We start from the raw sequence: 23,628 nt of genomic DNA, 5'->3' as shown, positions 1-23,628 counted from the left end.
GACAAGACAATGAGCGAAGCATTCCGCGACAATCCGGCACAGAGCCGGTTCGAACTCGAAGTCGATGGCGCTACCGCCTTCGTGGTCTACCGCAAGACGCCGGATACGATCACACTGGTTCACACCGAGGTGCCCCCGGAGCTCGGCGGCCGCGGCATCGGCTCAAAACTCGCCCGCGCGACGCTCGATGCGGTCCGCGCTCAGGGCATCAAGCTCGTCGTGAAGTGCGAGTTCATCCAGGGCTTCATGAAGAAGCATCCGGAGTATGACGATCTGCTGGGGTGACGCGCCGATGCGCAGAGCGGGTTAGCGCAGCGTAACCCGCCGATCTGTCGGGGCATGACGGCGGATTACGCTTGGGTAATCCGCCCTGCAAGCTGCAACGCTACGAGGCCGCCGGCTCGCCGATCTTGTCCTGCGTCCTGGTTTCGAAATCGCCGGCGTCATGGCGCTCGTGGAGCTGGCTCGACGGCTCGCCCCAGGTGCGGTTGACCATGCGGCCGCGCTTCACCGCGGGCCGTGCCGCGATCGCGTCGGTCCAGCGCTGCACGTTCTTGTAATCCTGCACCGAGAGGAATTCGCCGCCGCCATAGAGCAGGCCCTTGGCAAGGCTGCCGTACCACGGCCACACCGCCATGTCGGCGATGGTGTAGACGTCGCCCGCGAGATATTCGTTGTCGGCGAGCCTGCGGTCGAGCACGTCGAGCTGGCGCTTCACCTCCATCGCAAAACGATCGATGGCGTATTCGATCTTGGTCGGCGCATAGGCATAGAAGTGCCCGAAGCCGCCGCCGAGATAAGGCGCCGAGCCCATCTGCCAGAACAACCACGAGAAGGTTTCCGCGCGGGTCTTCACGTCAGTGGGCAGGAACGCGCCGAACTTTTCCGCGAGATAGACCAGGATCGACCCTGACTCGAACACCCGGATCGGCTCGGGCCCGCTGCGGTCCATCAGCGCCGGGATCTTCGAGTTCGGATTGACCGCAACGAAGCCGCTGCCGAACTGGTTGCCGTCGATCTTGATCAGCCAGGCGTCGTATTCCGCGCCCTTGTGGCCCGCCGCAAGCAGCTCCTCCAGCATCACGGTGACCTTGACGCCGTTCGGTGTCGCCAGCGAGTAGAGCTGCAGCGGATGACGGCCGACCGGCAGCTCCTTGTCGTGGGTGGGCCCCGCGATCGGCCGGTTGATGCTGGCGAAGCGTCCGCCGCTCTCCTTGTTCCAGGTCCAGACCTTCGGCGGCTCGTAGGCAGAGGTGTCAGTCACGTCGTTGGCTCCCGGTTTCCGTTTTTCCACGGTGCGGCGACCGCCGCGCCCATCCGCATGCCCGCACTAGATGGTGGGCTCGCCCGGCTTTGCCCAGCCCCGTTGGATCGCATTTTCTACCTTGCGGAATGCGTTGCAAGCGATGCTGCCAAGCAGCGCCTGCACGCAAGATCGCCGCAGCCGAAACCCGCTTGGCTTCGCCGACCGTCATGCGCTAGCGTCGCAGAGGCTGATGCCAACAAGCACAACAAGCAGCCGCCGGGAGAGAACCAGTCCATGAAATCACCGATCTACGACATGCTGGGAATCGACTTCCCCCTGCTCGCCTTCAGCCATTGCCGCGACGTGGTGGCGGCGGTCAGCCGCGCCGGCGGCTTCGGCGTGCTTGGCGCGACCGCGCATTCGCCGGAGACGCTGGAGCAGGAGCTGAAATGGATCGACGCGCATGTCGACGGCAAGCCCTACGGCATCGACGTGCTAATCCCGGAAAACATCTCGACCGCGGGCGAGAAGAACGTCACCTGGAAGAGCCTCGAGGCGCGCGTCTCGCAGGAGCATCGCGACTTCACCCGCAATTTGCTGAAGAAATACGACATCGAGTTGACCAGCCGGAACGTCGCCGACAACCAGCCGCAACCGTTCGATGCCGAGACCGCGCTTCAACTGCTTGACGTCTCGTTCCGCCATCCGATCAGGCTGATCGCCAACGCGCTCGGCGTGCCGCCGAAGGCGATGATCGAGATGGGCCGCAAGCACGGGGTGCCGGTCGCGGCGCTGGTCGGCTCCAAGGAACATGCGCTGCGCCAGGTCGCGGCCGGCGTCGACATCCTGGTCGCGCAGGGCACCGAGGCCGGCGGCCATTGCGGCGAAGTCTCGACCATGGTGCTGGTGCCCGAGGTGATCAAGGCGGTCAGGAAGATTCGCGACGTGCCGGTGCTCGCCGCCGGCGGCATCATGACCGGCAGCCAGATGGCGGCCTGCATGGCGATGGGCGCCGCCGGCGCCTGAACCGGCTCGGTGTGGCTTGCGACCGTGGAGTCGGAGACCTCGGAGATCTTCCGCGAGAAGATGATCGCGGCCTCCTCGCGCGACGCCATCCGCTCGAAGGGCCGAACCGGCAAGCCGGCGCGGCAGCTCCGCTCGGTCTGGACCGACGCCTGGGACCGCTCGCCGGACAGCCCCGGCGCGCTGCCGATGCCGCTGCAAAGCATCATCAGTCGCGACGCGTTCAACGCGATCGACCGCGCAGCTGCGGCCGGCAACGAGAAGGCGCGCGATCTCGTCAGCTACTTCGTCGGCCAGGGTGTCGGCCTGGTCGACAGCGTGAAGTCGGCGGGCGCCGTGGTGCAGGAGTTCAAGGAAGATTTCGTCGAAGCCGTCGAGCACATGAACGCGCTGGTGGCGGAGTAGCGCAAGAGCACAACCGTCCTTGCGAGGAGCGGAGCGACGAAGCAATCCACCCATTCCCCGAGTCAAGACATGGATTGCTTCGCTTCGCTCGCAATGACGCCTAGAACAACCATCGAGCCCAATATCCCAGAGTGAAGCAACAAGAATGTCGAACAGCATCCCCGAAGACCGCATTCCCGTCATCGTCGGCGTCGGCGAGATCGTTGATCGTCCAAAGGACATCGCCGCCGGCCTCGAGCCGCTCACTTTGCTGGAAGAGGCGCTGAAGCGCGCCGAGGCCGACAGCGGCGCAAGACTGCTCTCCGATGTGCAGTCGCTCGACGTCGTCAACTTCCTGAGCTGGCGCTACCGCGATCCCGAGAAGCAGCTGGCGCAGCGGCTCGGCATCGCGCCGGCGCATCTCTATTACGGTCCGGTCGGCGGCGAGAGCCCGATCCGGTACCTGCACGAGGCGGCGCAGCGCATCGCGCGCGGCGAATGCAGCGTTGCCGCGGTCTGTGGCGCGGAGGCGCAGTCGACCGCGACCAAGGCGCAGCGCGCCGGCCTCACATTGCCGTGGACGCCGTTCGCGCATGACGTGGAGGAGCCGAAGCGCGGCGCCGCATTCCAGAAGCCGCTTGCGGTTGCGCTCGGCGTGTTCCGGCCGATCACGGTCTATCCGCTCTATGAGTCCGCGACCTCAGCGCATTGGGGCCAGACGCCGCGCGAGGCGCTGAAGGAGTCCGGCGAGTTGTGGTCCACCTATGCGCGGGTTGCCGCCGATAATCCGAACTCCTGGCTGAAGAAGCGCTTCACCGGCGACGAGATCACCACCGCGACGCCCGATAACCGGATGATCGCCTGGCCGTATACAAAACTGATGGTGGCAAATCCGACGGTGAACATGGGCGGCGCGCTGATCCTGACCAGCCTGGCGAAAGCGCGCGCCGCCGGCGTGCCCGAGGACAAACTGATCTATCCGCTCGGCGGCGCCTCGGCGGAAGAACCGCGCGACTATCTGATCCGCGACCAGTTTGTCGAGAGCCACGCACAGAATGCGGTGCTGAAGGCGGCGATGGACCTCGTCGGCGGCGACGGCAGGAAGTTCGACGCGATTGAACTCTATAGCTGCTTCCCCTGCGTGCCGAAGATGGCGCGCCGGACGCTCGGCCTCGGCGCCGACGTGCAGCCGACCGTGACGGGCGGGCTGACGTTCTTCGGCGCGCCGCTCAACACCTACATGACGCATTCGGCCTGCGCGATGGTGCGCAAGCTGCGCGGCGGCGGCACGCTCGGCCTGCTCTACGGCCAGGGCGGCTTCGTCACCAAGCATCATGGCCTCGTGCTGTCGCGCGCCGCGCCGACGGCCGCGCTCGAGCAGGACACCAGCGTGCAGGCGGAAGCCGACCGCAACAGGCGCAACGTGCCCGACTTCACCGCCGAGGCGACAGGAAAAGGCAAGGTCGAGGCCTTCACCGTGATCTATCGCGCCAACGGCGAGGTCGAGCACGGCGTCACCATGCTGCGCACCGAGGACGGCCGCCGCACGCTCGGCCGCGTCCCGGCGAGCGACACGGCAACGCTGACGTATCTGCAGAACCTCGACCGCACGCCGGTCGGCACCACGGGCAACATCGTCACGGCCAGTGACGGCGTGCGGGAATGGCGGGTGGCTTGAACCACCAACACCGTCATGGCCGGGCTTGTCCCGGCCATCCACGTCTTTGCGCAGCAAAAGGAAGTCGTGGATGCCCGGGACAAGCCCGCGCATGACGTGATGAGCGGGGCTACGCCCTACCCCTTCACGTCCTGCTTTTCAGACGCCGTCGTCGGCTTGCCCTTGGCGCCGACACCGGTCACGCGCACATGATCGCCGTCGGCGAGGCCGTCCGGCGGAGCGGTGATGATGCGGTCGTCGGGGGCGAGGCCCGAGGCGATCTCGATCTCCTTGCCGAGGTCGCGGCCGATCTTCACGGTCTTGAACAGCACCTTGTCATCGGGGCTGACGGTTGCGACCCGCAGGCCGTTGCTGTTGAAGATCAGCGCGCTGGCGGGAATGCTGAGCGGCGCGGCCTCGCGCTGCAAATTGAGCTTCACGCTGGCATAGCTGCCCGGCATCAGCTCGCCGGAGGAGTTGTCGAGCCCGAGTTGCATCCGCGTGGTGCCGGAGGCGACATCGACCGCCTGCGAGGAGGCTTCCACCGTCGCCTGGAACGTGCGGTTCGGGTAATCCGGCAACACCAAGGAGGCCTTGGCGCCGATCTTGATCGCCGGGACGTAGTTCTGCGGCACGTTGACGTAGACGCGCAGCTTGGTGATGTCCGAGATCGTGAACATCGCGGGACCCGAGTTGCCGCCGGCATTGATCAGCGCGCCGACGTCGGTGTCGCGCGAGGTCACCACGCCGTCGAACGGCGCCGTGATCTTCTTGTAACCAGCGAGCGCTTCCAGCCGCTCGACATTGGCCTGGCCGGACCTGACCGCACCGTTCTTGTTGGAGAGGTCGGCAGTGCGCTCGTCGATCTCCTGGGCGGAGACGAAATTCGAGGCGACCAGCGTCTTGCGCCGGGTCAGCGTCGCCTCGGAGAGCTTGGCTGAGGCCTGGGCGCTGGCGAGATCGGCGCGCGCCTGCAACAATTGCTGGTCAAGGTCGGGCGCCTCGATCTCGGCGATCACCTGGCCGGCCTTGACGCGAGCGCCGATGTCGGCGTCCCAGCTCTTGAGATAGCCGGACACCCGCGCGAAGATCGGTGCGCGGGAATAGGCCTCGAGCCGGCCCGGCAGGTCGATCGTGGGGCTCAGCGCCTTGGCGTTCGGCAGCGCCACGGCGACGGTCGGAATGGCCTGGTCGTCGGTCCATTCCTTCAGCCTTGTGTCCTGCTCCTCACGGGCGCGGATGCCGGTGCCGACGATCAGCCCGGCGCCGACCAGTGCAACCACGCCGAATATGCCCAATTTCCGGCGAGACACCGGTGGGCGCTGTTCAGTGGGCTGCATGCGGAATCTCCGATGAGGCGGCGGCTTTGGCGCCTTGCTTCTTGTGTACCATACTGAATACCACGGGAACAAACATCAGCGTCGCGAAGGTTGCAAAGATCAGGCCGCCGATCACGGCGCGGCCGAGCGGCGCGTTCTGCTCGCCGCCCTCGCCGAGCCCCAGCGCCATCGGCGCCATGCCGATGATCATGGCGAGCGCCGTCATCAGCACCGGGCGGAAGCGGACAAATCCGGCCTCCAGCGCGGCCGCGACGGGATCGCCAAGTTCCTCGTAGCGCTCGCGGGCAAAGCTGATCACGAGCACGCTGTTGGCGGTCGCAACGCCCATGCACATGATGGCGCCGGTCAGCGCGGGAACCGACAGCGTGGTCTGGGTCGTGAACAGCATCCAGACGATGCCGGCGAGTGCTGCGGGCAACGCCGTGACGATCACGAACGGGTCCGACCAGGACTGGAAGTTCACCACGATCAGGAAGTAGATCAAGACGACCGCGCCGAGCAGGCCGAACAAGAGGCCGGTGAAGGCCGAGTTCATGGTCTGCACCTGGCCGAGCAGCACCACCGAAGAGCCCTTCGGCACTTCCTTTGCGGTGTCAGCAATCAGCTGGCGCACGTCGGTCGCGACGCCGCCGAGATCGCGGCCTTGCGTCGTGGCATAGATCTGCACCAGCGACTGGATGTCATATTGCGACACCACCGCGCTCGAGGTCGCCCGCTTGATGTCGGCGATGCCGCCGAGGATCGGCGCCTGGGTATTGCCGGTCGCGGTAATCGGCAGCGTCTGCAAAGCGCTCAGCGAGTCGATCTGATATTGCGGCGTCTGCATCACGATCGAGTAGGACACGCCGTTGTCGGGATTGAGATAGTAGGTCGGCGCGACCTGTGAGGAGCCGGCAAGGTTGACGACGAGCGAGTTGGTGACGTCGCGCTCGGTCAGGCCGACATATTGCGCGCGGGTGCGATCGACATCGATGTTGAAGGTCGGATTGTTCGGCGACTGCTGGATCCGTGCATCGGCAATGCCGGGGATGCGCTTGATCTTCGCCAATAGCTTGTTGGCGTAGGCGAAATTGGCGTCGAGATTGGCGCCGCGGATCTGCAAATCGATCGGCGCCGGCGCGCCGAAGTTCAGGATCTGGCTGACGATGTCGGCCGGCAGGAACGCGAAGCTGGTGCCCGGAAACAGCCGCGGCAATTGCTCACGCAGCGTGCGGACATGCTGCTCGGTCGGCTTGTGGCCTTCCTTGAGGCGGATCTGGATGTCGCCGTCCTGCGGACCGATCACGCCGGTGTTGTTGTAGGTCATGTTGATGCCGGAGATCGGCATGCCGATGTTGTCGGTCATGGTCTCGATCTCGCCGGGGACCAGCTTGCGGATCGCCTTCTGGATATCGGCGAGCTGGTTGGCGGTCTCCTCGACACGGGTACCGACCTGGGTGCGGACATGCATCAGGATGTTGCCGGCGTCGACCGACGGGAAGAAGTTGCGGCCGAGAAACGGCACCAGCACGAACGACGCGGCAACCACCGCGAGGAAGCCGCCGACGAACACCTTGCGGTGGCCGAGCGCCATCTCGAGCAGGCCGCGATAGCCGCCACGGATGCGCTCGAACCGCGCCTCGAAGCCGCGCTGGAACCAGACCAGCGGATTGCGCGATTTCGGCGGCGCGCCCTCGTGATGGACATGCGCCTGCAGCAAATAGTTCGCCATGGTCGGCACCAAAGTGCGCGACAGGATGAAAGACCAGATCATCGCGAACATGACCGCTTCGGCCATCGGCACGAACAGGAAGCGCGCCACGCCGGTCAGGAAGAACATCGGCACGAACACGATGCAGATACAGAGCAGCGAGACGAAGGCTGGCGTCACGATCTGGTTGGCGCCGTCGAGGATCGATTGCTCGACCGGTTTGCCCTGCTCGAGATGGTAGTTGATGTTCTCGATCGTCACCGTGGCGTCGTCGACCAGGATGCCGACCGCGAGCGCAAGGCCGCCGAGCGTCATGATGTTCAGCGTCTCGCCGATCAGGGACAGCATGATGATGGCCCCGAGCACCGACAGCGGGATCGACACCGCGATGATGACGGTCGAGCGCCAGCTGCCGAGGAACAGCAGGATCATCACACTGGTGAGCAGCGCGGCGATCACGCCCTCGAAGGCGACACCGGTGATCGCACCGCGGACGAACACCGACTGGTCGCCGATGAAGCCGATCTTCAGCGCGTCCGGCATCTGGTCCTTGACGTCGATCACCTTCTGCTTGATGCCGGAGATAATATCGAGCGTCGAGGTGGCGCCGGCTTTCAGCACCATCATCAGCACCGAACGGTTGCCGTCGACATGGACGATGTTGGTCTGCGGCGGGTTGCCGTCGCGGACGGTGGCGACGTCACGCACATAGACCATTGCACCGTTAACCTGCTTGATCGGCAGGTCGCCGAGTTCCTCCATCCGGAGCGGCGAATTGTTCAAGTTTACGGTGTATTCGAAATTGCCGATCTTCTGCGTGCCGACCGGCGTGATCAGGTTCTGTGCCGCGAGCGTGTTGGCGACGTCCTGGCCGGACAGGCCACGCGCCTGCAGCGCGGTCGAATTGAGATCGATCTGGACCTGGCGCTGCTTGCCGCCGAACGGATACGGGATCGCAGCGCCAGGCACCGTGACCAGCGGCGTGCGCAGCTGGTTGATGCCGATGTCGGCGAGGTTCTGCTCGGTCAGGCCTTCGCCCGACAATGCGACCTGGATGATGGGAACCGTCGAGGCGCTGTAGTTCAGGATCAGCGGCGGCGTCGCGCCCGGCGGCATCTGCTTGAGCAGGGTCTGCGAAATCGCGGTGACCTGCGCGTTGGCGGTGCGGATGTCGACATTGGGCTGGAAGAAGATCTTGATGATGCCGAACCCGTTATACGAGTTGGCGGTGATGTGCTCGATGTCGTTGACCGTCGTGGTCAGCGCGCGCTGAAACGGCGAAGTGATGCGGCCGGCCATCTGGTCGGGCGGCAGGCCGGTGTACTGCCAGACCACGCCGATCACGGGGATACGGATGTCGGGAAAGATGTCGGTCGGCGTGCGCAGTGCGGCCAGCGGTCCGATAATCAAGAGCAGGATCGCGAGCACGACGAAAGTATATGGCCGGCTCAGCGCGATACGGACCAGTGCGATCATAAAAGCAGCATTCCCGAAATGAAGCCCGCCCCGGGCAGAGGAATCGACATTGCAAAAGCCGTTCCGCAGCGGCCGATTTACCCGATGACGGGCAAAACGCCAACCTGCGGAGCCGCGGCGGCCTTCACTTCCTTGGCATAGTACGTGAAGCCGTGCGCTCCGATCGGGTACGCCGGACCCAGTGCCGCCGATCGCGCTCGTATCATCGTCAAAAAAGAGACGGCTCTGCTGCGAATATGCGCCGGCCGAGCACGCTGCTTCGGCCGTCACGAGGCTAGCGCATCGCTGCTCTGCGAAAATGTAAAGTGTGGTGAGCCGGCCGGCTCACCACACCGGGATCGGTTGCCCCGACAACAATGCCTGTATGGCCGAACCGGCGGCGCCGGATCAGGCGGCGCGAACGGCGTTGAGGAACTTGCCGACTTCGAGCTTGAGGCGGCTGCTGTCGCCCGAGAGCGACTGCGCCGCCGGGAGCACCTGGGTCGACGCCGAGCCGGTCACCGTATCCACGCAAGGAAAAATGCCCGGCCTGTCGGCCGGGCATTTTTCGATGGTCAAAGGCGCGCCCGGCCTCAGGCCGCGCGGACGGCGTCGAGGAATTTGCCGACCTCGAGCTTGAGGCGGTTGCTGTCACCCGAAAGCGACTGCGCCGCCGACAGTACCTGGGTCGAAGCCGAGCCGGTTTCGTTGGCGCCGTGCTGCACGTCGGTGATGTTGGCCGAGACCTGCTGGGTGCCCTGCGCCGCCTGCTGCACGTTGCGGGAAATCTCCTGCGTCGCCGCGCCCTGCTCTTCGACCGCGGCGGCGATGGTTGAGGAGATCTCCGACAGCCGCTCGATGGTCGACGAGATCTCCTTGATCGCGCCGACCGACTCCTGGGTTGCGGTCTGGATGCCGGCGATCTGCTGGCCGATCTCGCCGGTCGCCTTCGCGGTCTGCTCGGCCAGCGCCTTCACCTCGGAGGCCACGACCGCGAAGCCACGGCCGGCTTCACCGGCGCGCGCCGCCTCGATGGTGGCGTTCAGCGCCAGCAGATTGGTCTGACCGGCAATCGTGTTGATCAGTTCGACAACGTCGCCGATCCGCGCGGCGGCCTTCGACAGCTCGCTGACCCGATCGTTGGTGGTGCGCGCCTGGCCGACGGCATCGCCCGCCATCCGCGCCGACTCCTGGACCTGGCGGCTGATCTCGGTCACCGACGACGACAGCTCTTCGGTCGCCGACGCCACCGACTGCACGTTGGTCGAGGCCTCCTCGGACGCAGCGGCAACCGAGGTGGTCAGTTCCTGCGACCGCCGTGCGGTCGACGACAGCGTGCTGGCCGAGGCTTCGAGCTGGGTCGAGGCCGATGACACGGTCTGCACGATCTCACCGATCATCTGTTCGAAATTGCGGGTGATGGTATCGACCCGGCGGCCGCGCTCGATCTTGGCCTCGGCATCGGCGGCCGCGGCCTCATCGGCGGCCTTCTTGGCAACCAGGGCTTCCTTGAACACCTGCAGCGTGTCGGCCATCGCGCCGATCTCGGTCTTCTCGCCCTGGTGCGGCACGATTGCGGTGAGGTCACCGCGGCCGAGCGCCTGCATCGGGCTCACGATCGAGGCGATGCCGGAAGTCACGTCGCGGATCATCAGGAAGCCGATACCGGCGCCCACGATGATGACGGCGCCGAGCATGATCGCAAGCAGCATGAACGCTGATGCGTAGCTGTTCGCAGCGTCCTGCGCCGCCTTGTCGGCACCGGCGTTGTTGAGGTCGATATCCTTGCGCAGGATCTCGTCCGCCTCGAGGCCGATCTTGTTCACGGTCTTGGCGTTCAGCTCATGCGCTTCGTGCGGGACCTTGCCGACCTCCTTGCGCGACAGCGCCATCACCTCCTCGGTGCCCTTCTTGTAGCGAGTCCAGGTGTCGACCCATTGATTGTAGAGCGTCCGCTCTTCCGGCGAGGTGATCATCGGCTCGTAGATCGCGCGGACCTTGGTGTTGGCTTCGACCACCGACGCCAGGGTCTTCTCCTGCGCGAGCTTCTCCTCCAGCGTCTCGACCAGCATGTGCTCGCGGATCACGTTGCGGTAGGTGATGACGCCGGCGCGCAGATCCCCAAGCGCACGCACGCTCGGCAGCCAGTTCTTCGTGATATCCACCGTGTTGGCATTGATCGACCGCATGCTCGTGACCGACAGCAGGCCCATGCCCGCCATTGCGACAAGCAGGAAGGACACCACGGCAATGATCTTGGCGCGGATCGAGAATTTGGCGAACATCTTGAGGTCTCTTGGATATCGGGCTCGCGAGGCCCGATCGAATGGCTGGGGGCGCGGCGGAACGCCGTAGACATCAAAGCCAGCCCCCCTCCTTAAGTAGGGTTAATTTGGTTCACCGTTGAACTACGGAGATATCAGTCATCAGACTGACATGGTGCGCGAGAGGCGCATCAAGGCATCAATGCCAGCGCGTCCGAGAAGAACTCCGGCCCGCCGAAATTGCCTGATTTCAGGGCAAGCACCATCTCGCCCTTTCCAGCGCCGACCGCGCGCAGAACCGGCACACCCGCAGCGATTTCCGCCCCGACCAGGAATCCCGGGATACCCAGGCGATCGACCACGGCGCCTGAAGTTTCACCACCGGCGACCACCAGCCTGTGCACACCCGACCGCACCAGCCCCTCCGCGAGGTCGGCCATTGCCTGCTCGATCGCATGTCCGGCTGCATCACGGCCATGACGGGATTGTAGAGCAGCCACCTCCTCCGGAGTCGAGCTGCTGGCGATCAGGATTGGACCCGTACCGAGCCGCTCTTTGGCCCAGGCGAGCGCGCGCTGCGCCTCGTCCTTGCCGGCGATCACCCGCTCGGGGTCGAGGTGCAGGACCGGCATCACCTTCTCGGCGCTGGCGATCTGGCGCAGGGTCGCCTGCGAGCAACTGCCGGCGAGGCAGGCGGCCGGCCCGCCGATCGCTGCGCTGGTCACGGCATTCACGGCAGCCGATTTGGCCTTGCCTGCGGCGACCAGCGCCCGCGCCAATCCTAGCCCGATGCCGGAGGCGCCGACCGAGAGACCGTGATCCAGCGCCACCTGCCCAATGGTTTCGAGGTCGCGGTCGAACACCGCGTCGACGATCGCAGCGCCGATGCCGCTGCGTGCAAGCTCGGCGAGCTTTGCCCGAACGGCCTCGGTGCCGCGGCTCAGCGTCGCCAGATCGACCAGGCCGATCCTGGTCTTGCTCTGGCGCGCCAGCACGCGGACCAGATTGGAATCATGCATCGGGTTGAGCGGATGGTCCTTCAGCGGGCTCTCGTTCAGCGGCACCGAGCCGACGAACAGATTGCCCTGGTAGACGGTGCGGCCGGTTTCCGGGAACGCCGGCGTCACCAGCACGATGCTGTCCCCGGAATCGGCGCGCAGCGCGTCCATCACCGGACCGATATTGCCGGCATCGGTGGAATCGAAGGTCGAGCAGATCTTGAACAGGACGTGCCCGGCGCCGCGGCCGCGCAGCCAGCTCTCCGCGGCGCACGAACGCGTCACGGCAAGGCCGGCCTCGATCGAACGACTCTTCAGCGACACAACGACGGCGTCGACCTCCGGCAGCGCGAGATCGTCGGCGGGCACGCCGATGGTCTGCACCGTGCGCAGGCCAGCGCGGGTCAGCGTGTTGGCGAGGTCGGAGGCGCCGGTATAGTCGTCGGCGATGCAACCGAGTGCGAGTGTCACGGCTTCACTCCGGCATAGGGCTTGAACCAGGCGAGACCGTCGGTGGTCTTGCCGCGCGGATTGTATTCGCAGCCGACAAAGCCGCCGTAACCGAGCCGGTCGAGCTCACCGAACAGGAACGGATAGTTCAGCTCCTCGCCGTCGGGCTCGTTGCGCGAGGGGATCGAGGCGATCTGGATGTGGCCAATGATCGGCATCATCTCGCGCAGTCGCATCGTGACGTCGCCATGGATGATCTGGCAGTGATAGATGTCGAATTGCAATTTCAGGTTCGGGATCTTCAGCTCGCTGATCAGGTCGTACGCGAAGTTGAAATCATTGAGGAAATAGCCGGGCACGTTGCGCGGATTGATCGGCTCGATCACGACGTCGAGGTCGTGCGGCGCGAAGAACTCCGCGGCGTTCGCGACGGATTTGTAGAAGGCTTCGACTGCGCGTCGATCACCGCGGTCAGCGATCCCGGCCATCAGATGCACGCGCTTGACGCCGGTCGCTTGCGCATAAGGCAGCGCGGTCTTCAGGCTCTGCTGCAAATCGGCGAAGCGGTCCGGTAGCGCGGCAAATCCCTTCTCGCCGGCGTTCCAGTCGCCCGGCGGCAGGTTGAACAGCGCCTGCGTCAGCCCGGCAGCCTTCAGCCGCTTGCCGACCTCCTCGGCCGGATGGTCGTAGGGAAACAGGAACTCGACCGCGGTGAAGCCCGCTCTCGCCGCCGCCTCGAAGCGGTCGAGGAACGGGACCTCGTTGAACATCATGGTGAGGTTGGCGGCAAAGCGGGGCATCGCAGGATCCTCTTATTTCGCGCCGGGAAGCTTGGTGCCGGTGACCTGCGCATACATCCGCGCCACCGACGCATCGTCGTCGCGGCCCATGCCGGCGGCCGATGTCATCAGGAACATCTGCAGCGCCGCGGCCGAGATCGGCACCGGGAAGCGCGCATTGCGCGCCATGTCCTGGATGATGCCGAGGTCCTTGACGAAAATCTCGACCGCGCTGCGCGGCGCATAATCGCCGTCGAGCACATGCGGCATGCGGTTCTCGAACATCCAGGAATTGCCGGCGGAGGCCGTGATCACCTCATAGACCTTCCTGATGTCGAGGCCCTGCTTGGCGGCAAAGGCGATCGCCTCGGAGGCGGCGGCAATATGCACACCGGCCAGCAGCTGGTTGATCATCTTGAACGCGGCGCCCTGCCCTGCGGCATCGCCGAGCTCGTAGAGCTTTGCCGCCATCGCATCCAGCGCCGGTCGCGCCTTCGCGAACGCCGCCGGGGTGCCCGAGGCGAGGATCGTCAATTCACCCTGCGCCGCGCGCTGCGCGCCGCCGGAGATCGGCGCATCGAGATAATGCCGGCCGGTCGCCTCGAGTTGTTTCGCAAGGCACCGCGCGATATCTGGGTCCATGGTCGCTGACGATATGAAGACCGCGTCCTTGGCCAGGGTCTCGGCGGCGCCGTCCTTGCCGAACAGGATGGCTTCGGTCTGCGCCGCATTGACGACGACGCTGACGACGATGTCGGCATCCCTGGCCGCTTCGGCCGGCGTTTTCGCGCCCTTGCCGCCGTCGGCCGCGAAGCGCGCGACGGCATCGGCCGAGACGTCGCAGCCGGTCACAACCAAACCGGCGCGCTTGAGCGAGGTCGCCATGCCGTATCCCATCGAGCCCAGCCCGATGACGGCGACGTGCGGTTTTGCGGAACTGGACATGCGGCGATCCTCAAATTTTTACTTGATTGCACATGAAACGGTTTCCACTCTTCCGGATCATGCGCGTTGCTGCTTGCCTATCACGCCTTGGCCGTGCTGCCAAAGCATGAGACAAAGCGGAAAACGGATAGCGCCAAGACAAAACAGGCGGACGAAACCGGGTGGGCAAAAGCGGATGAGCGAAACGAGGCTTCGTGAGGATATCTGCCGCTTCGGCCGCTCGCTGTTCGAGCGCGGGCTGACGCCGGGCTCCTCGGGCAATATCAGCGTCCGGCTCGACGACGGCGGCTGGCTGGTGACGCCGACCAACGCCTCGCTCGGTTTCCTCGATCCGGCGAAGATGTCGCGGCTCGACGGCAATGGCCGCCTCGTCTCCGGCGATGCCCCGACCAAGGAAGTGCCGCTGCACACCGCGCTCTACCAGACCCGCGCCAGCGCCGGCGCGGTGGTGCATCTGCACTCGACCCATTCGGTCGCGCTTTCGATGCTGCCCGAGATCGACCCGCGCGCCGCGCTGCCGGCGATGACGGCCTATTATGTCATGAAATGCGGCCAGACCGCGCTGGTGCCCTATTATCGCCCCGGCGACCCCGCCGTTGCCGATGCAATCAGGGGGCTGGCCGGGAAATATTCATCGGTGCTGCTTGCCAATCACGGCCCCGTCGTCTCCGGCGACACGCTGGAAGCGGCGGTGTTCGCGACCGAGGAACTGGAGGAAACCGCCAAACTCTATCTGCTGCTGCGCGGGCTGAACCCGCGCTATCTCTCGCCCGAACAGGTGGCGGATTTGACGAGGACGTTCGGGCTCGTGCTGCCGGATCACCCTCACTAGATCAAGCAAGGTGAGATATGCGGAGAACAGTCATGATGAGGTTCACGGAATTGGCATTCACAGCGCTGCTCGTCGGCGGCCTGGCGGGATCGACGGCACAGGCCGAGCAGACCCTGCCCGACCTGCTGGCGGTACAGCTGCGCGCGCAAGGCTATGCCTGCGACAAGCCGCTCAAGGCCGAGCGGGACGACAAGCTCTCGAAGCCCGACAACGAGGCCTGGACCTTGACCTGCAGCAACGCGACCTACCGCGTCAGCCGCGTGCCGGATCTTGCCGCGAAGGTCGAGAAGGTCGAAGAGGGCAAAGACAAGTAGTCCGGGCTACGAGCTAGATGTCGCGCGCCACGCACGCCGCCGTCATGCTGAGGTGCGAGCGAAGCGAGCCTCGAAGGATGGCCACAAGCGCCTGTGGCCCATCCTTCGAGGCTCGCCCAGCGGCGCGCCGCGCCGCCGAGCTCGCACCTCAGGATGATGCCGTCGCAAGTAGAACCACTGCTGCTTCTACAGTCCCAGATACGCCTTGCGCACGTCGGGATTGCCGGTGATCTCGGCGGCGGTGCCCTGCATAAGCACGCGGCCGGTTTGTAGGATGTAGGCGCGGTCGGCGATCTCCAGGCACTCGGCCATGCGCTGCTCGACGATCAGGACCGTCATGCCGGCGTCGCGGATGCGCCTCACGGCCTGGAAGATCTCGTCGACCAGCTTCGGCATGATGCCCTGCGACGGCTCGTCGAGCATCAGAAGCCGCGGCCGCGTCATCAGCGCGCGGCCGATCGCGAGCATCTGCTGCTCGCCGCCGGACAAGGTCTCCGCGCGCTGCTCGAGCCGCTCGCCGAGCCGCGGGAACAGCTGGAACACCAGATCGAGCGGCGCGTCGCGGTCGGATTGGCTGCGATAGAGGTAGCTGCCGAGCCGCAGATTGTCGCGCACCGAGAGCCGCGGAAACAGCCGGCGGTTCTCCGGCACGAAGGCGATGCCATCAGCAGTGATGACGTGCTGCGGCTGGCCGTCGATCCGCTTGCCGTCGAAGGTGACGGTGCCCGCGCGCGGCCGCTCGGCGCCGGCGATCGATTTCAGCAGCGTCGACTTGCCCGCACCATTGGCGCCGGCGACGCAGACGATCTCGCCTTTGGTGACGTCGATCGACACCGAAGAGATCGCAACCAGGCCCTGATAGGCGGTGGTGACTTCACGCACCGACAGCATGACGATCCCCGAGATAGGCAGAAATGACTTCTGGATTGCGGACGACCTCGGTCGGCTTGCCCTCGACCAGCACCTTGCCGAGATTGAGCACGATGGCGCGGTCGACCAGCGGCATCACGATCTCCATCACATGCTCGACCATCAGCACGGTGACGCCGGTGGCGCGGACCTTGCGCACCAGCTCGACGCCGGTCTGCGCCTCGACCGGCGTCAGTCCGGTCAGCACCTCGTCGAGCAGCAGCAGCTTCGGTTCGGTGGCGAGCGCACGGGCGACTTCGAGCCGGCGCTTCTCCGACGGGACGAGATCGGCGGCAAGCTTGTCGGCGCGCGCCGCAAGTCCGCAGAACTCCAGGACCTCATAGGCCTTCTGCCGCGCGACGCGCATCTTGGTGTTGCGGATCAGCGCACCGACGATGACGTTGTCGATCACCGTCATGGTCTCGAAGCTCTTGACCACCTGGAAGGTGCGCCCGACGCCGCGCTGGCAGCGCTCCGCCGCCGGCAGCTTGGTCACGTCCTCGCCGTCGAACATGATCGAGCCCTGGGTGGGCGGCAGCACGCCCGCGATCAGATTGAACAGCGTCGATTTGCCGGCCCCGTTCGGGCCGATCAGGCCGACGATCTCGCCGCGCCCGACCGAGATCGAGACGTCGCTGTTAGCGACGAGGCCGCCGAAGCGCTGCCAGACGCCACGGGTTTCCAAGAGCGGCGTTTCCAAGAGTGCCGTCATCGTGCGGCCTCCTTGCGCCCGGACAGCATGCTGAACACGCTGACGAGCCCCTTCGGCAGTGCCAGCGAGATCGCGACGATCAGCGCGCCATAGACGATCAGGTCGACGCCGCGGCCGGAGCCGCCGACAAAGGACCGCGTCAGCTCGGTCAGCGGGATCAGGATCACGGCGCCGAGCACCGGCCCCCACAGCGTGCCGATGCCCCCTAACACCGCGGGCAGCGCCATCAGCAGCGAGAACTGGAAGCCCATCACGCTTTCGGGGTCGATATAGGAGACGAACTGGGCGTAGAAGCTGCCGCCGACGGCAACGAGGAAGGCCGAGACCGCCGCTGCGCCCATCTTCGAATTGAACACGACGACGCCGAGGCTTTCGGCCGCATCCGGATTATCCTTCACCGCGCGCCACCAATAGCCCCATTTGGAATCTTCCAGCCACCAGGTGACGAGCCAGGCAACGCAGGCCAGCGCCAGCGCGAAATAGAAGTACGGCAGCTTCGAGCGCGTGAACTGGAATTTCAGCCAGCTGTCGCCGCGCACCGGGATATCGATACCGAGGGCTGCGCCCGCCCAATCCCAGTTCTGGATCAAGAGCAGCGCGATCTCGGCGATCACGATGGTCGCGATCACGAAATAATGCCCGCGCAGGCGGAAGCAGGGATAGCCGAGCGCCATCGCGATCACGGCGGAGATCGCCCCGCCCGCCAGCATGCCGAACCACGGCAGCACGCCGAACTTGGTGAACAGCAGCGCGGTGGTGTAGGCGCCGAGTCCGAAATACAGCGCATGGCCGAGTGAGATCTGTCCGCAATAGCCGGACAGGATGTTCCAGCTCTGCGACAGCGCGGCATACATCAGGGTCAAGACCATGATGTTCTGGATGTAGACGTCCTTGACGAACAGCGGCACTAACGCTGCGATCACCGCAAGGCAGGCCGCCACGATCAGGTCACGCCTGCGGCGTTGGGCGAAGTGGGTGTCCATCACATCGATCCGAACAGGCCACGCGGGCGGATGAAGACGACCAGGAGATAGACGGCATAGATGCCGACCGATTTCAGCGACGGCGGCAGGATCATCGCGGTGGTCGCCTCGACCAGGCCGACGATGATGCCGCCGGCAAAGGCGCCGAACACGCTGCCGAAGCCGCCGAGCGCCACGGTGACGTAGGCGATCAGCGCAAACGACGCGCCGACGTCGGGATAGACATAGAAGAAGATCGCCATGATGGCGCCGGCCAGGCCGACCAGCGCGGCACCAAGGCCCCAGCCGAGCGCGAACACCCGGTTCTTGTCGATGCCGACCAGCGCCACCGCGCCGGCGTCTTCGCGGGTCGCCTCGAGCGCGCGGCCGAAATCGGTGCGATTGATGAAGAAGTAGAGCGCGACGAAGGCCGCGATCGACAGCATCGCGCCGATCAGCTGCGGCTCCGGCAGATAGATGCCGGCGATCGAGATCGTCTTGCCGCCGACCCAGGAGTTGGTGACGCTGCGGTAGTCGGGCGTGAAGAAGAACTGGGCGAGGCCCCGCATCACGATCGCGAGGCCGAAGGTGGAGAAGATCTGCACCATGCCGGCATTGGCCTTGGCGCGCATCGCGAAGCGGACCACCAGCAGGTAGACCACCGCGCCGAACACGAACAATGCCGCGGCGACCAACGGCGCCGCAAGCAAGGGGTCGATCGCGAAGAACGCGAACAGGAAGAAGGTCGCGTACATCGCGATCATCAGGAACTCGCCGTGCGCGAAATTCACGACGTCCATCAATCCGAAGATCAATGCGAGGCCGGCGGCGATCAGTCCGTAGAGCAGCCCCATCAGGAGGCCGCTCGCCAAACTCTGGATAATGGTCTCGGCTGTCACCGCTGCGCCCCAGTCAACATGTGTCTCCCGCGTCGTCCTGGCGTAGGCCGGGACCCATAACCACAAATGCATCGGTAGAAGGACCAACAACCAATCATCGCAAAACGCCTGCCTGTGTTACGCGATGAGTGCACGCACTCGCGCGGGGGTCCCGGGTCGCGCTTCGCCTGCCCGGGACGACGTAGGGACGCGTCCGAACGATCAGCTGTTCATCGGCCAGATCGCCTCGGAGACGGCGGCCTGTTCCGGGAAGATCGTCACGAAGTTCTTCGCGGTATATTGCAGCAGCACCGGATCGGCGAAATTGTTCTGCCCCATCTCGTCGAACTTCACGCGCCGCCACGGCATGATGGTGACGTCGCCCGGCATGTCGGTGGCGACCAGCGCCTCGCGGATCTTCTCGCCGTCGGTCGACTTGGCGCGGTTGATGGCGTCGGCCATCACGATCAGGCCCATGAACTGGCGCGACGAGTAGTCGTTGAAGTCCTTGCCCGACTTGGCGCGGTACATCTCGTTGATGAGACCGACCATCGGCCGCTTCTGCGCCAGGTCGAGCGAGAAGCTGCCGCGCGAGATCACGCCCTCGAGCTTGTCGCCGACCGCGTCATAGGTCGCCTTCTCCGAGAAGCCGGCATCCTGCGCCATGATGTTCTTCGGCTTGTAGCCGAGCTCGGCCATGGTCTTGACCAGCAGGATCGAGTCGGTGGTGTAGCTCGACGGCATCAGGACGTCGGCATTCGCGGCCTTGAGCTGCTGCACCTCGGCGGTCAGCGACGGCGAATTGGCGCGGTACTTGATGTCGGCCACGATCTTGTAGCCGCGCTCGCCGGCGAGCTTGGTCTGGGCGTTCGCCGAATCGGTGCCGAAGATGGTGTCCTCGTGGAACAGCGCCAGCGTCTCGATCTTCTGGCCCTTCTTCTTCATCGCATCGAAGAAGTCGAACATCGCCGCCGAGAACATCTCGTCATGCGGTGAGGCGCGGAAATAATACTTCAGGCCGCGGCGATGCAAGCTCGGCGAGGAGTTGTCGGCCGAGATGAACGGAACGCCGTAGCGCTCGCAGGTCTGGCTGACGGTGACGGCCACCGCGCTCTGATAGGTGCCGACGACGGCGCAGACCTTCTCCTGCGTGATCAGGCGCTCGGTCTCGGCGCGGCCCTTCTGCGGATCGGCCTGGTGGTCGGCGAACACGAGGCGGACCTTGGCGCCGCCGAGGCCGGACAGGCCTTCGCCCTTGGCGAGCGGCAGCGCGAAATCATAGTTCTTGTTGATGATCTCGGCCGCGGTATTGAAGGCATGCTGCGCGTCGACGCCGATCGCGGCGCTGGAGCCGGACAGCGGATAGATCACGCCGATTGCCACTTCGCTTGTCTGCGCGCGCGCGGCCATCGGACCGAGCGCAGCGGCAGCAGTGGCACCCAGCAACACGTTACGGCGAGAGATCGTCATCGAAATTCCCCTTAGGTCAGCTTGTTATTATCGATGTGATGCTTGTAGCGCGCAGTAAAGCCTCAATGAATTGCACGAATTGCCTATTCAGAGCACAGCCAGCTGCTTGTTCCTGAGATCGGTCACCAGCATCAGGCCCGGCGAATGCGTGATCGCGAACGGCAGCTTCGCACTTGCGATCACCGATTGCGGCGTCACGCCACAGGCCCAGAACACCGGGATCTCGTCATCGGCCACCGGCACCGGATCGCCGTAGTCGGGCTTCGCGATATCCTTGATGCCGATCGCATGCGGGTGGCCGAGATGAACCGGCGCGCCATGCACCGACGGGAAGCGCGAGGTGATCTGCACCGCGCGGATCGCATCCGCCGGCTTGAACGGGCGCATCGACACCACCATCGGTCCCGCGAACGGCCCCGACGGCTGGCAGGCGATGTTGGTCCGATACATTGGCACACGCAGGTTGCGTTCGATGTGACGGATTGGCAGCCCGTCCTCCAGCAGCGCCTCCTCGAACGAATAGGAGCAGCCGAGCACGAAGGTGACGAGATCGTCGCGCCAGTATTTGGTGATGTCGGTCGGCTCGTCCGCCACCTCGCCGTCGCGCCAGACCCGGTAGCGCGGCACGTCGGTGCGGATGTCGAGATCGAGGCCGAGCGCCGGGATTCTGGGATCGCCAACGTCGGACATGCCGATGATCGGGCACGGCTTCGGATTGAGCTGGCAGAAGCGGTGGAAGGCGCCGGCGAGTTTCTCCGGCAGGATCGCCAGATTGCCCTGGACGAAACCGTTGGCGAGCCCGGCCGTGGTGGCCGAGGCCATGCCGTTGCGGCAGGCGCGGCGCGCTTCGACGCTCGCTAGCACCGGCTCCCCCTGAGATCGCTGCACTGCCGCAAAAACAGTCATGGGATTCTCCTGCCCATAATCTCGACAAGGACAAACCAACACCAAGCGTGATATAATGTCTAATCGTCCTTTCTAATCAAAATCGATAAATACAATTTATCGATCGGGGATATGCTTCCAATGACGGACTTCCGCTCGATCGAAACGTTCCTCTGGGTCGTCAAGCTCGGCAGCTTCCGCGGCGCCGCCCAGCGGCTCAACACCACCCAGCCGGCAATCTCCCAGCGCATCGCCCAGCTCGAGCGCGAGATGGGCGTCAAGCTGTTGAACCGGGATCACCGGGTGGCCTCGCCGACGCCGAGCGGACGGCTGATGATGACCTACGCCGAGAAGCTGATTGGTCTGCGTTCGGAGATGATGGCCGAGGTCGGTGACCGCTCGGCGATGCGCGGCGCGCTGCGGCTCGGTGTCGCGGAGACCATCGTGCACACCTGGCTGCCGCGGCTGGTCAAGAGCGTCAACGAGATCTACCCGAACCTGTCGCTGGAGATCGAGGTCGACATCACGCCGAACCTGACCCCGCGACTGCTGGCGCAGGAGATCGAGCTCGCCTTCGTGCTCGGACCGGTCTCGGCATCCGGCGCGCACAATCATGTGCTGTGCGATTACCCGATCGGTTTCCTGGCGAGCCCCTCGCTCGGCCTCGGCTCCGGGCCGGTGGCGCGGCGGGATCTGGCGCGGTTTCCGATCATCACATTTCCGCGCAAGACCCAGCCCTATGAGACCGTACGCGCGCTGTTCAACGCCCCTGACCTGCCGCCGATCCGGCTGCACGCCTCGACCTCGCTCGCGACCGTGATCCACATGGCCAATGAAGGCCTTGGCATTGCGGTGATTCCGTCGGCGATCGTTGAGAACGAGCTGGCCGACGGCCGCTTGCAACTGCTCGATACCGACCTCAAGCTGCCGCCCCTCACCTTCACCGCGAGCTGGCTCGCCTCGCCCGATGCGGTCGCTATCGAGCGCGTCGCTCATCTCGCCAGGCAGATCGCGCAGGCGAGCGTGGCAGTTGACGCGATGGAAGCGGCGCGCCATTGAACGAGTGCCGGATAATCAAACGTCATTCCGGGGCGATGCGTCAGCATCGAACCCGGGATCTCGAGATTCCGGGCCTGGTCCTTCGGACCGCCCCGGAATGACAGCTGAAATGGACTGACGACATGAGCCGAGCCGCGACCAACCTGCAGATCGATTCCGCCCGCCTCTGGGGCACCATTCACGAAACCGCGCAGTTCGGTGCAACGCCAAAGGGCGGCGTGCGGCGGCTGACCCTCAGCACCGAAGACAAGCAGGTGCGCGACTGGTTCCGCAAGGCGTGCGAGAACGCCGGCCTCGAGGTGCAGGTCGATGCGCTCGGCTCGATGTTCGGCTTGCGGAAAGGGCGGGATATGTCGAAGCCGCCGATCGGCGTCGGCTCGCATCTCGACACCCAGCCGACCGGCGGCAAATATGACGGCATCCTCGGCACGCTGGCCGCGCTCGAGATGGTGCGCACGCTCAACGATGCCGGCATCGAGACCGAGCTGCCGATCTGCATCTGCAACTGGACCAACGAGGAAGGCTCGCGCTTTGCGCCGGCGATGATGGCCTCGGCCGCTTATGTCGGCGACTTCACCACCGACGACATTCTGTCGCGCAAGGATGCCGAGGGCGTCACGGTGGCGCAGGCGCTGGACTCGATCGGCTATCGCGGCGATGCCCCGGTCGGCCGCCAGAAGTTCACCAGCTTCGTCGAGTTGCATATCGAACAGGGCCCGATCCTGGAGGCCGAAGGCAAGACCATCGGCGTGGTCGATTCCGGCCAGGGCGTGCTGTGGTACGATGGCAAGATCACAGGTTTCGAGAGCCACGCCGGCTCGACCCCGATGCCACTGCGCCGGGATGCGCTGGCGACGCTGTCGGAGATCGTTCTGGCGATGGAAAGCATTGCCAGGAAGCATGGGCCGAAGGCGGTCGGCACTATCGGCGAGGCGGTGATCGCGAGCCCCTCGCGCAACGTCATTCCCGGCGAGATCGCCTTCACGGTGGATTGCCGCAGCGCCGACGCAGCGATCATGGACGCGCTGGATCGCGATCTCCGGGCTGCGGTCACCGAGATCGCAGCAAGGCGCAAGGTCGAGGTGCAGCTTGATCTCGTCTGGCGCAAGGCGCCGACGCATTTCGACCCGAAGCTGGTCGACGCAGTGGAGAACGCAGCCGAGCAGCTCGGCTATTCGCATCGCCGCATCACCTCCGGCGCCGGCCACGACGCCTGCAACCTCAACACGGTGATGCCGGCGGCGATGGTGTTCGTGCCCTGCAAGGACGGCATCAGCCATAACGAGCTGGAAGACGCCACGCAGACCGATTGCGCCGCCGGCGCCAACGTCCTGATGCATACGGTGCTGGCGCTCGCCGGCGTCGCATCCTGATCA

At 65.2% G+C, this 23,628-nt stretch carries 20 protein-coding genes and 1 pseudogene; 7 read left to right on the top strand and 14 right to left on the bottom strand.

Translation table 11 applies throughout. The features are described 5' to 3' along the window. Nucleotides 1-9 precede the first annotated feature (9 nt). Nucleotides 10-285 carry a GNAT family N-acetyltransferase gene (locus HU230_RS05045; RefSeq protein WP_176532638.1) on the top strand — a complete coding sequence of 92 codons (276 nt, stop codon included), beginning with the start codon at nucleotides 10-12 and terminating at the stop codon, nucleotides 283-285. A gap of 100 nt (nucleotides 286-385) precedes the next feature. On the opposite strand, the gene yghU is transcribed toward HU230_RS05045, so the two are convergent. Next, nucleotides 386-1,264, bottom strand: a complete 879-nt coding sequence (gene yghU, locus HU230_RS05040; protein WP_176532639.1) for a glutathione-dependent disulfide-bond oxidoreductase — start codon at nucleotides 1,262-1,264, stop codon at nucleotides 386-388. A gap of 276 nt (nucleotides 1,265-1,540) precedes the next feature. On the opposite strand from yghU, the pseudogene HU230_RS43820 reads away from it, so the two are divergent. Both HU230_RS43820 and HU230_RS05025 read left to right on the top strand, forming a co-directional pair. Next, nucleotides 1,541-2,674 (top strand): annotated as a pseudogene (locus tag HU230_RS43820) (nitronate monooxygenase). Between the two features lie 145 nt (nucleotides 2,675-2,819). Beyond that, a complete protein-coding gene (locus tag HU230_RS05025; protein ID WP_176532640.1) occupies nucleotides 2,820-4,331 on the top strand; it encodes an acetyl-CoA acetyltransferase in 1,512 nt (503 codons plus the stop codon). Nucleotides 4,332-4,447: 116 nt separating this feature from the next. Here HU230_RS05025 and HU230_RS05020 read toward each other — a convergent pair whose 3' ends face one another. The 7 genes from HU230_RS05020 to ltnD form a co-directional block, all read right to left on the bottom strand. After that, nucleotides 4,448-5,650: an efflux RND transporter periplasmic adaptor subunit gene (locus tag HU230_RS05020; RefSeq protein WP_176532641.1), complete on the bottom strand. Its 1,203-nt coding sequence runs from the start codon at nucleotides 5,648-5,650 to the stop codon at nucleotides 4,448-4,450. After that, nucleotides 5,637-8,816 (bottom strand): efflux RND transporter permease subunit, encoded by a 3,180-nt coding sequence (locus tag HU230_RS05015; RefSeq protein WP_176532642.1) that lies wholly within the window; start codon nucleotides 8,814-8,816, stop codon nucleotides 5,637-5,639. The genes HU230_RS05020 and HU230_RS05015 overlap by 14 nt, the downstream gene beginning before the upstream one ends. A 387-nt stretch (nucleotides 8,817-9,203) precedes the next feature. Continuing rightward, entirely contained in the window at nucleotides 9,204-9,326 is a 123-nt protein-coding gene (locus HU230_RS43585) for a hypothetical protein (protein WP_275949081.1), read from the bottom strand. 62 nt (nucleotides 9,327-9,388) lie between these two features. After that, nucleotides 9,389-11,080: a methyl-accepting chemotaxis protein gene (locus HU230_RS05010; RefSeq protein WP_173641665.1), complete on the bottom strand. Its 1,692-nt coding sequence runs from the start codon at nucleotides 11,078-11,080 to the stop codon at nucleotides 9,389-9,391. 170 nt (nucleotides 11,081-11,250) lie between these two features. Next, nucleotides 11,251-12,528: a 3-oxo-tetronate kinase gene (gene otnK / locus HU230_RS05005; protein WP_176532643.1), complete on the bottom strand. Its 1,278-nt coding sequence runs from the start codon at nucleotides 12,526-12,528 to the stop codon at nucleotides 11,251-11,253. Beyond that, nucleotides 12,525-13,307, bottom strand: coding sequence for a 2-oxo-tetronate isomerase (otnI, locus tag HU230_RS05000; protein ID WP_176532644.1), 783 nt, complete (start codon nucleotides 13,305-13,307; stop codon nucleotides 12,525-12,527). The genes otnK and otnI overlap by 4 nt, the downstream gene beginning before the upstream one ends. Nucleotides 13,308-13,319: 12 nt before the next feature. Then, the gene (gene ltnD, locus HU230_RS04995) at nucleotides 13,320-14,231 is read right to left on the bottom strand and encodes an L-threonate dehydrogenase (RefSeq protein ID WP_176532645.1); all 912 of its coding nucleotides are present in this window, start codon (nucleotides 14,229-14,231) and stop codon (nucleotides 13,320-13,322) included. A 175-nt stretch (nucleotides 14,232-14,406) separates the two neighbouring features. Here ltnD and otnC point away from each other — a divergent pair, with 175 nt between their 5' ends. Together otnC and HU230_RS04985 are read left to right on the top strand one after the other, a co-directional pair. Further along, entirely contained in the window at nucleotides 14,407-15,063 is a 657-nt protein-coding gene (otnC, locus tag HU230_RS04990) for a 3-oxo-tetronate 4-phosphate decarboxylase (RefSeq protein WP_176532646.1), read from the top strand. Between the two features lie 32 nt (nucleotides 15,064-15,095). Then, nucleotides 15,096-15,377: a hypothetical protein gene (locus HU230_RS04985; protein WP_176532647.1), complete on the top strand. Its 282-nt coding sequence runs from the start codon at nucleotides 15,096-15,098 to the stop codon at nucleotides 15,375-15,377. 186 nt (nucleotides 15,378-15,563) lie between these two features. On the opposite strand, the gene HU230_RS04980 is transcribed toward HU230_RS04985, so the two are convergent. From HU230_RS04980 to HU230_RS04955, 6 genes are all read right to left on the bottom strand, one after another. Further along, a complete protein-coding gene (locus tag HU230_RS04980) occupies nucleotides 15,564-16,268 on the bottom strand; it encodes an ABC transporter ATP-binding protein (RefSeq protein ID WP_176532648.1) in 705 nt (234 codons plus the stop codon). Continuing rightward, a complete protein-coding gene (locus tag HU230_RS04975) occupies nucleotides 16,252-16,998 on the bottom strand; it encodes an ABC transporter ATP-binding protein (protein ID WP_176532649.1) in 747 nt (248 codons plus the stop codon). The genes HU230_RS04980 and HU230_RS04975 overlap by 17 nt, the downstream gene beginning before the upstream one ends. Continuing rightward, entirely contained in the window at nucleotides 16,995-17,981 is a 987-nt protein-coding gene (locus HU230_RS04970) for a branched-chain amino acid ABC transporter permease (protein WP_176532650.1), read from the bottom strand. Before HU230_RS04970 ends, HU230_RS04975 begins: the two co-directional genes overlap by 4 nt. Beyond that, nucleotides 17,981-18,814, bottom strand: a complete 834-nt coding sequence (locus HU230_RS04965) for a branched-chain amino acid ABC transporter permease (RefSeq protein ID WP_229164536.1) — start codon at nucleotides 18,812-18,814, stop codon at nucleotides 17,981-17,983. Before HU230_RS04965 ends, HU230_RS04970 begins: the two co-directional genes overlap by 1 nt. 246 nt (nucleotides 18,815-19,060) lie before the next feature. Continuing rightward, complete coding sequence (locus HU230_RS04960; protein WP_176532652.1) at nucleotides 19,061-20,308, bottom strand: ABC transporter substrate-binding protein; 1,248 nt, start codon at nucleotides 20,306-20,308, stop codon at nucleotides 19,061-19,063. A gap of 87 nt (nucleotides 20,309-20,395) precedes the next feature. Continuing rightward, the gene (locus tag HU230_RS04955) at nucleotides 20,396-21,214 is read right to left on the bottom strand and encodes a putative hydro-lyase (protein WP_176532653.1); all 819 of its coding nucleotides are present in this window, start codon (nucleotides 21,212-21,214) and stop codon (nucleotides 20,396-20,398) included. Nucleotides 21,215-21,334: 120 nt separating this feature from the next. On the opposite strand from HU230_RS04955, the gene HU230_RS04950 reads away from it, so the two are divergent. Beyond that, a complete protein-coding gene (locus HU230_RS04950; RefSeq protein WP_176532654.1) occupies nucleotides 21,335-22,252 on the top strand; it encodes a LysR family transcriptional regulator in 918 nt (305 codons plus the stop codon). 122 nt (nucleotides 22,253-22,374) lie between these two features. After that, nucleotides 22,375-23,625: a Zn-dependent hydrolase gene (locus tag HU230_RS04945; protein ID WP_176532655.1), complete on the top strand. Its 1,251-nt coding sequence runs from the start codon at nucleotides 22,375-22,377 to the stop codon at nucleotides 23,623-23,625. Nucleotides 23,626-23,628: the final 3 nt, after the last annotated feature.

This window comes from Bradyrhizobium quebecense, from assembly GCF_013373795.3.
Taxonomy (GTDB): Bacteria; Pseudomonadota; Alphaproteobacteria; order Rhizobiales; family Xanthobacteraceae; genus Bradyrhizobium; species Bradyrhizobium quebecense.
Note: the sequence above shows the minus strand (reverse complement) of the source record. Positions and strands in the feature narration are given on the sequence as shown.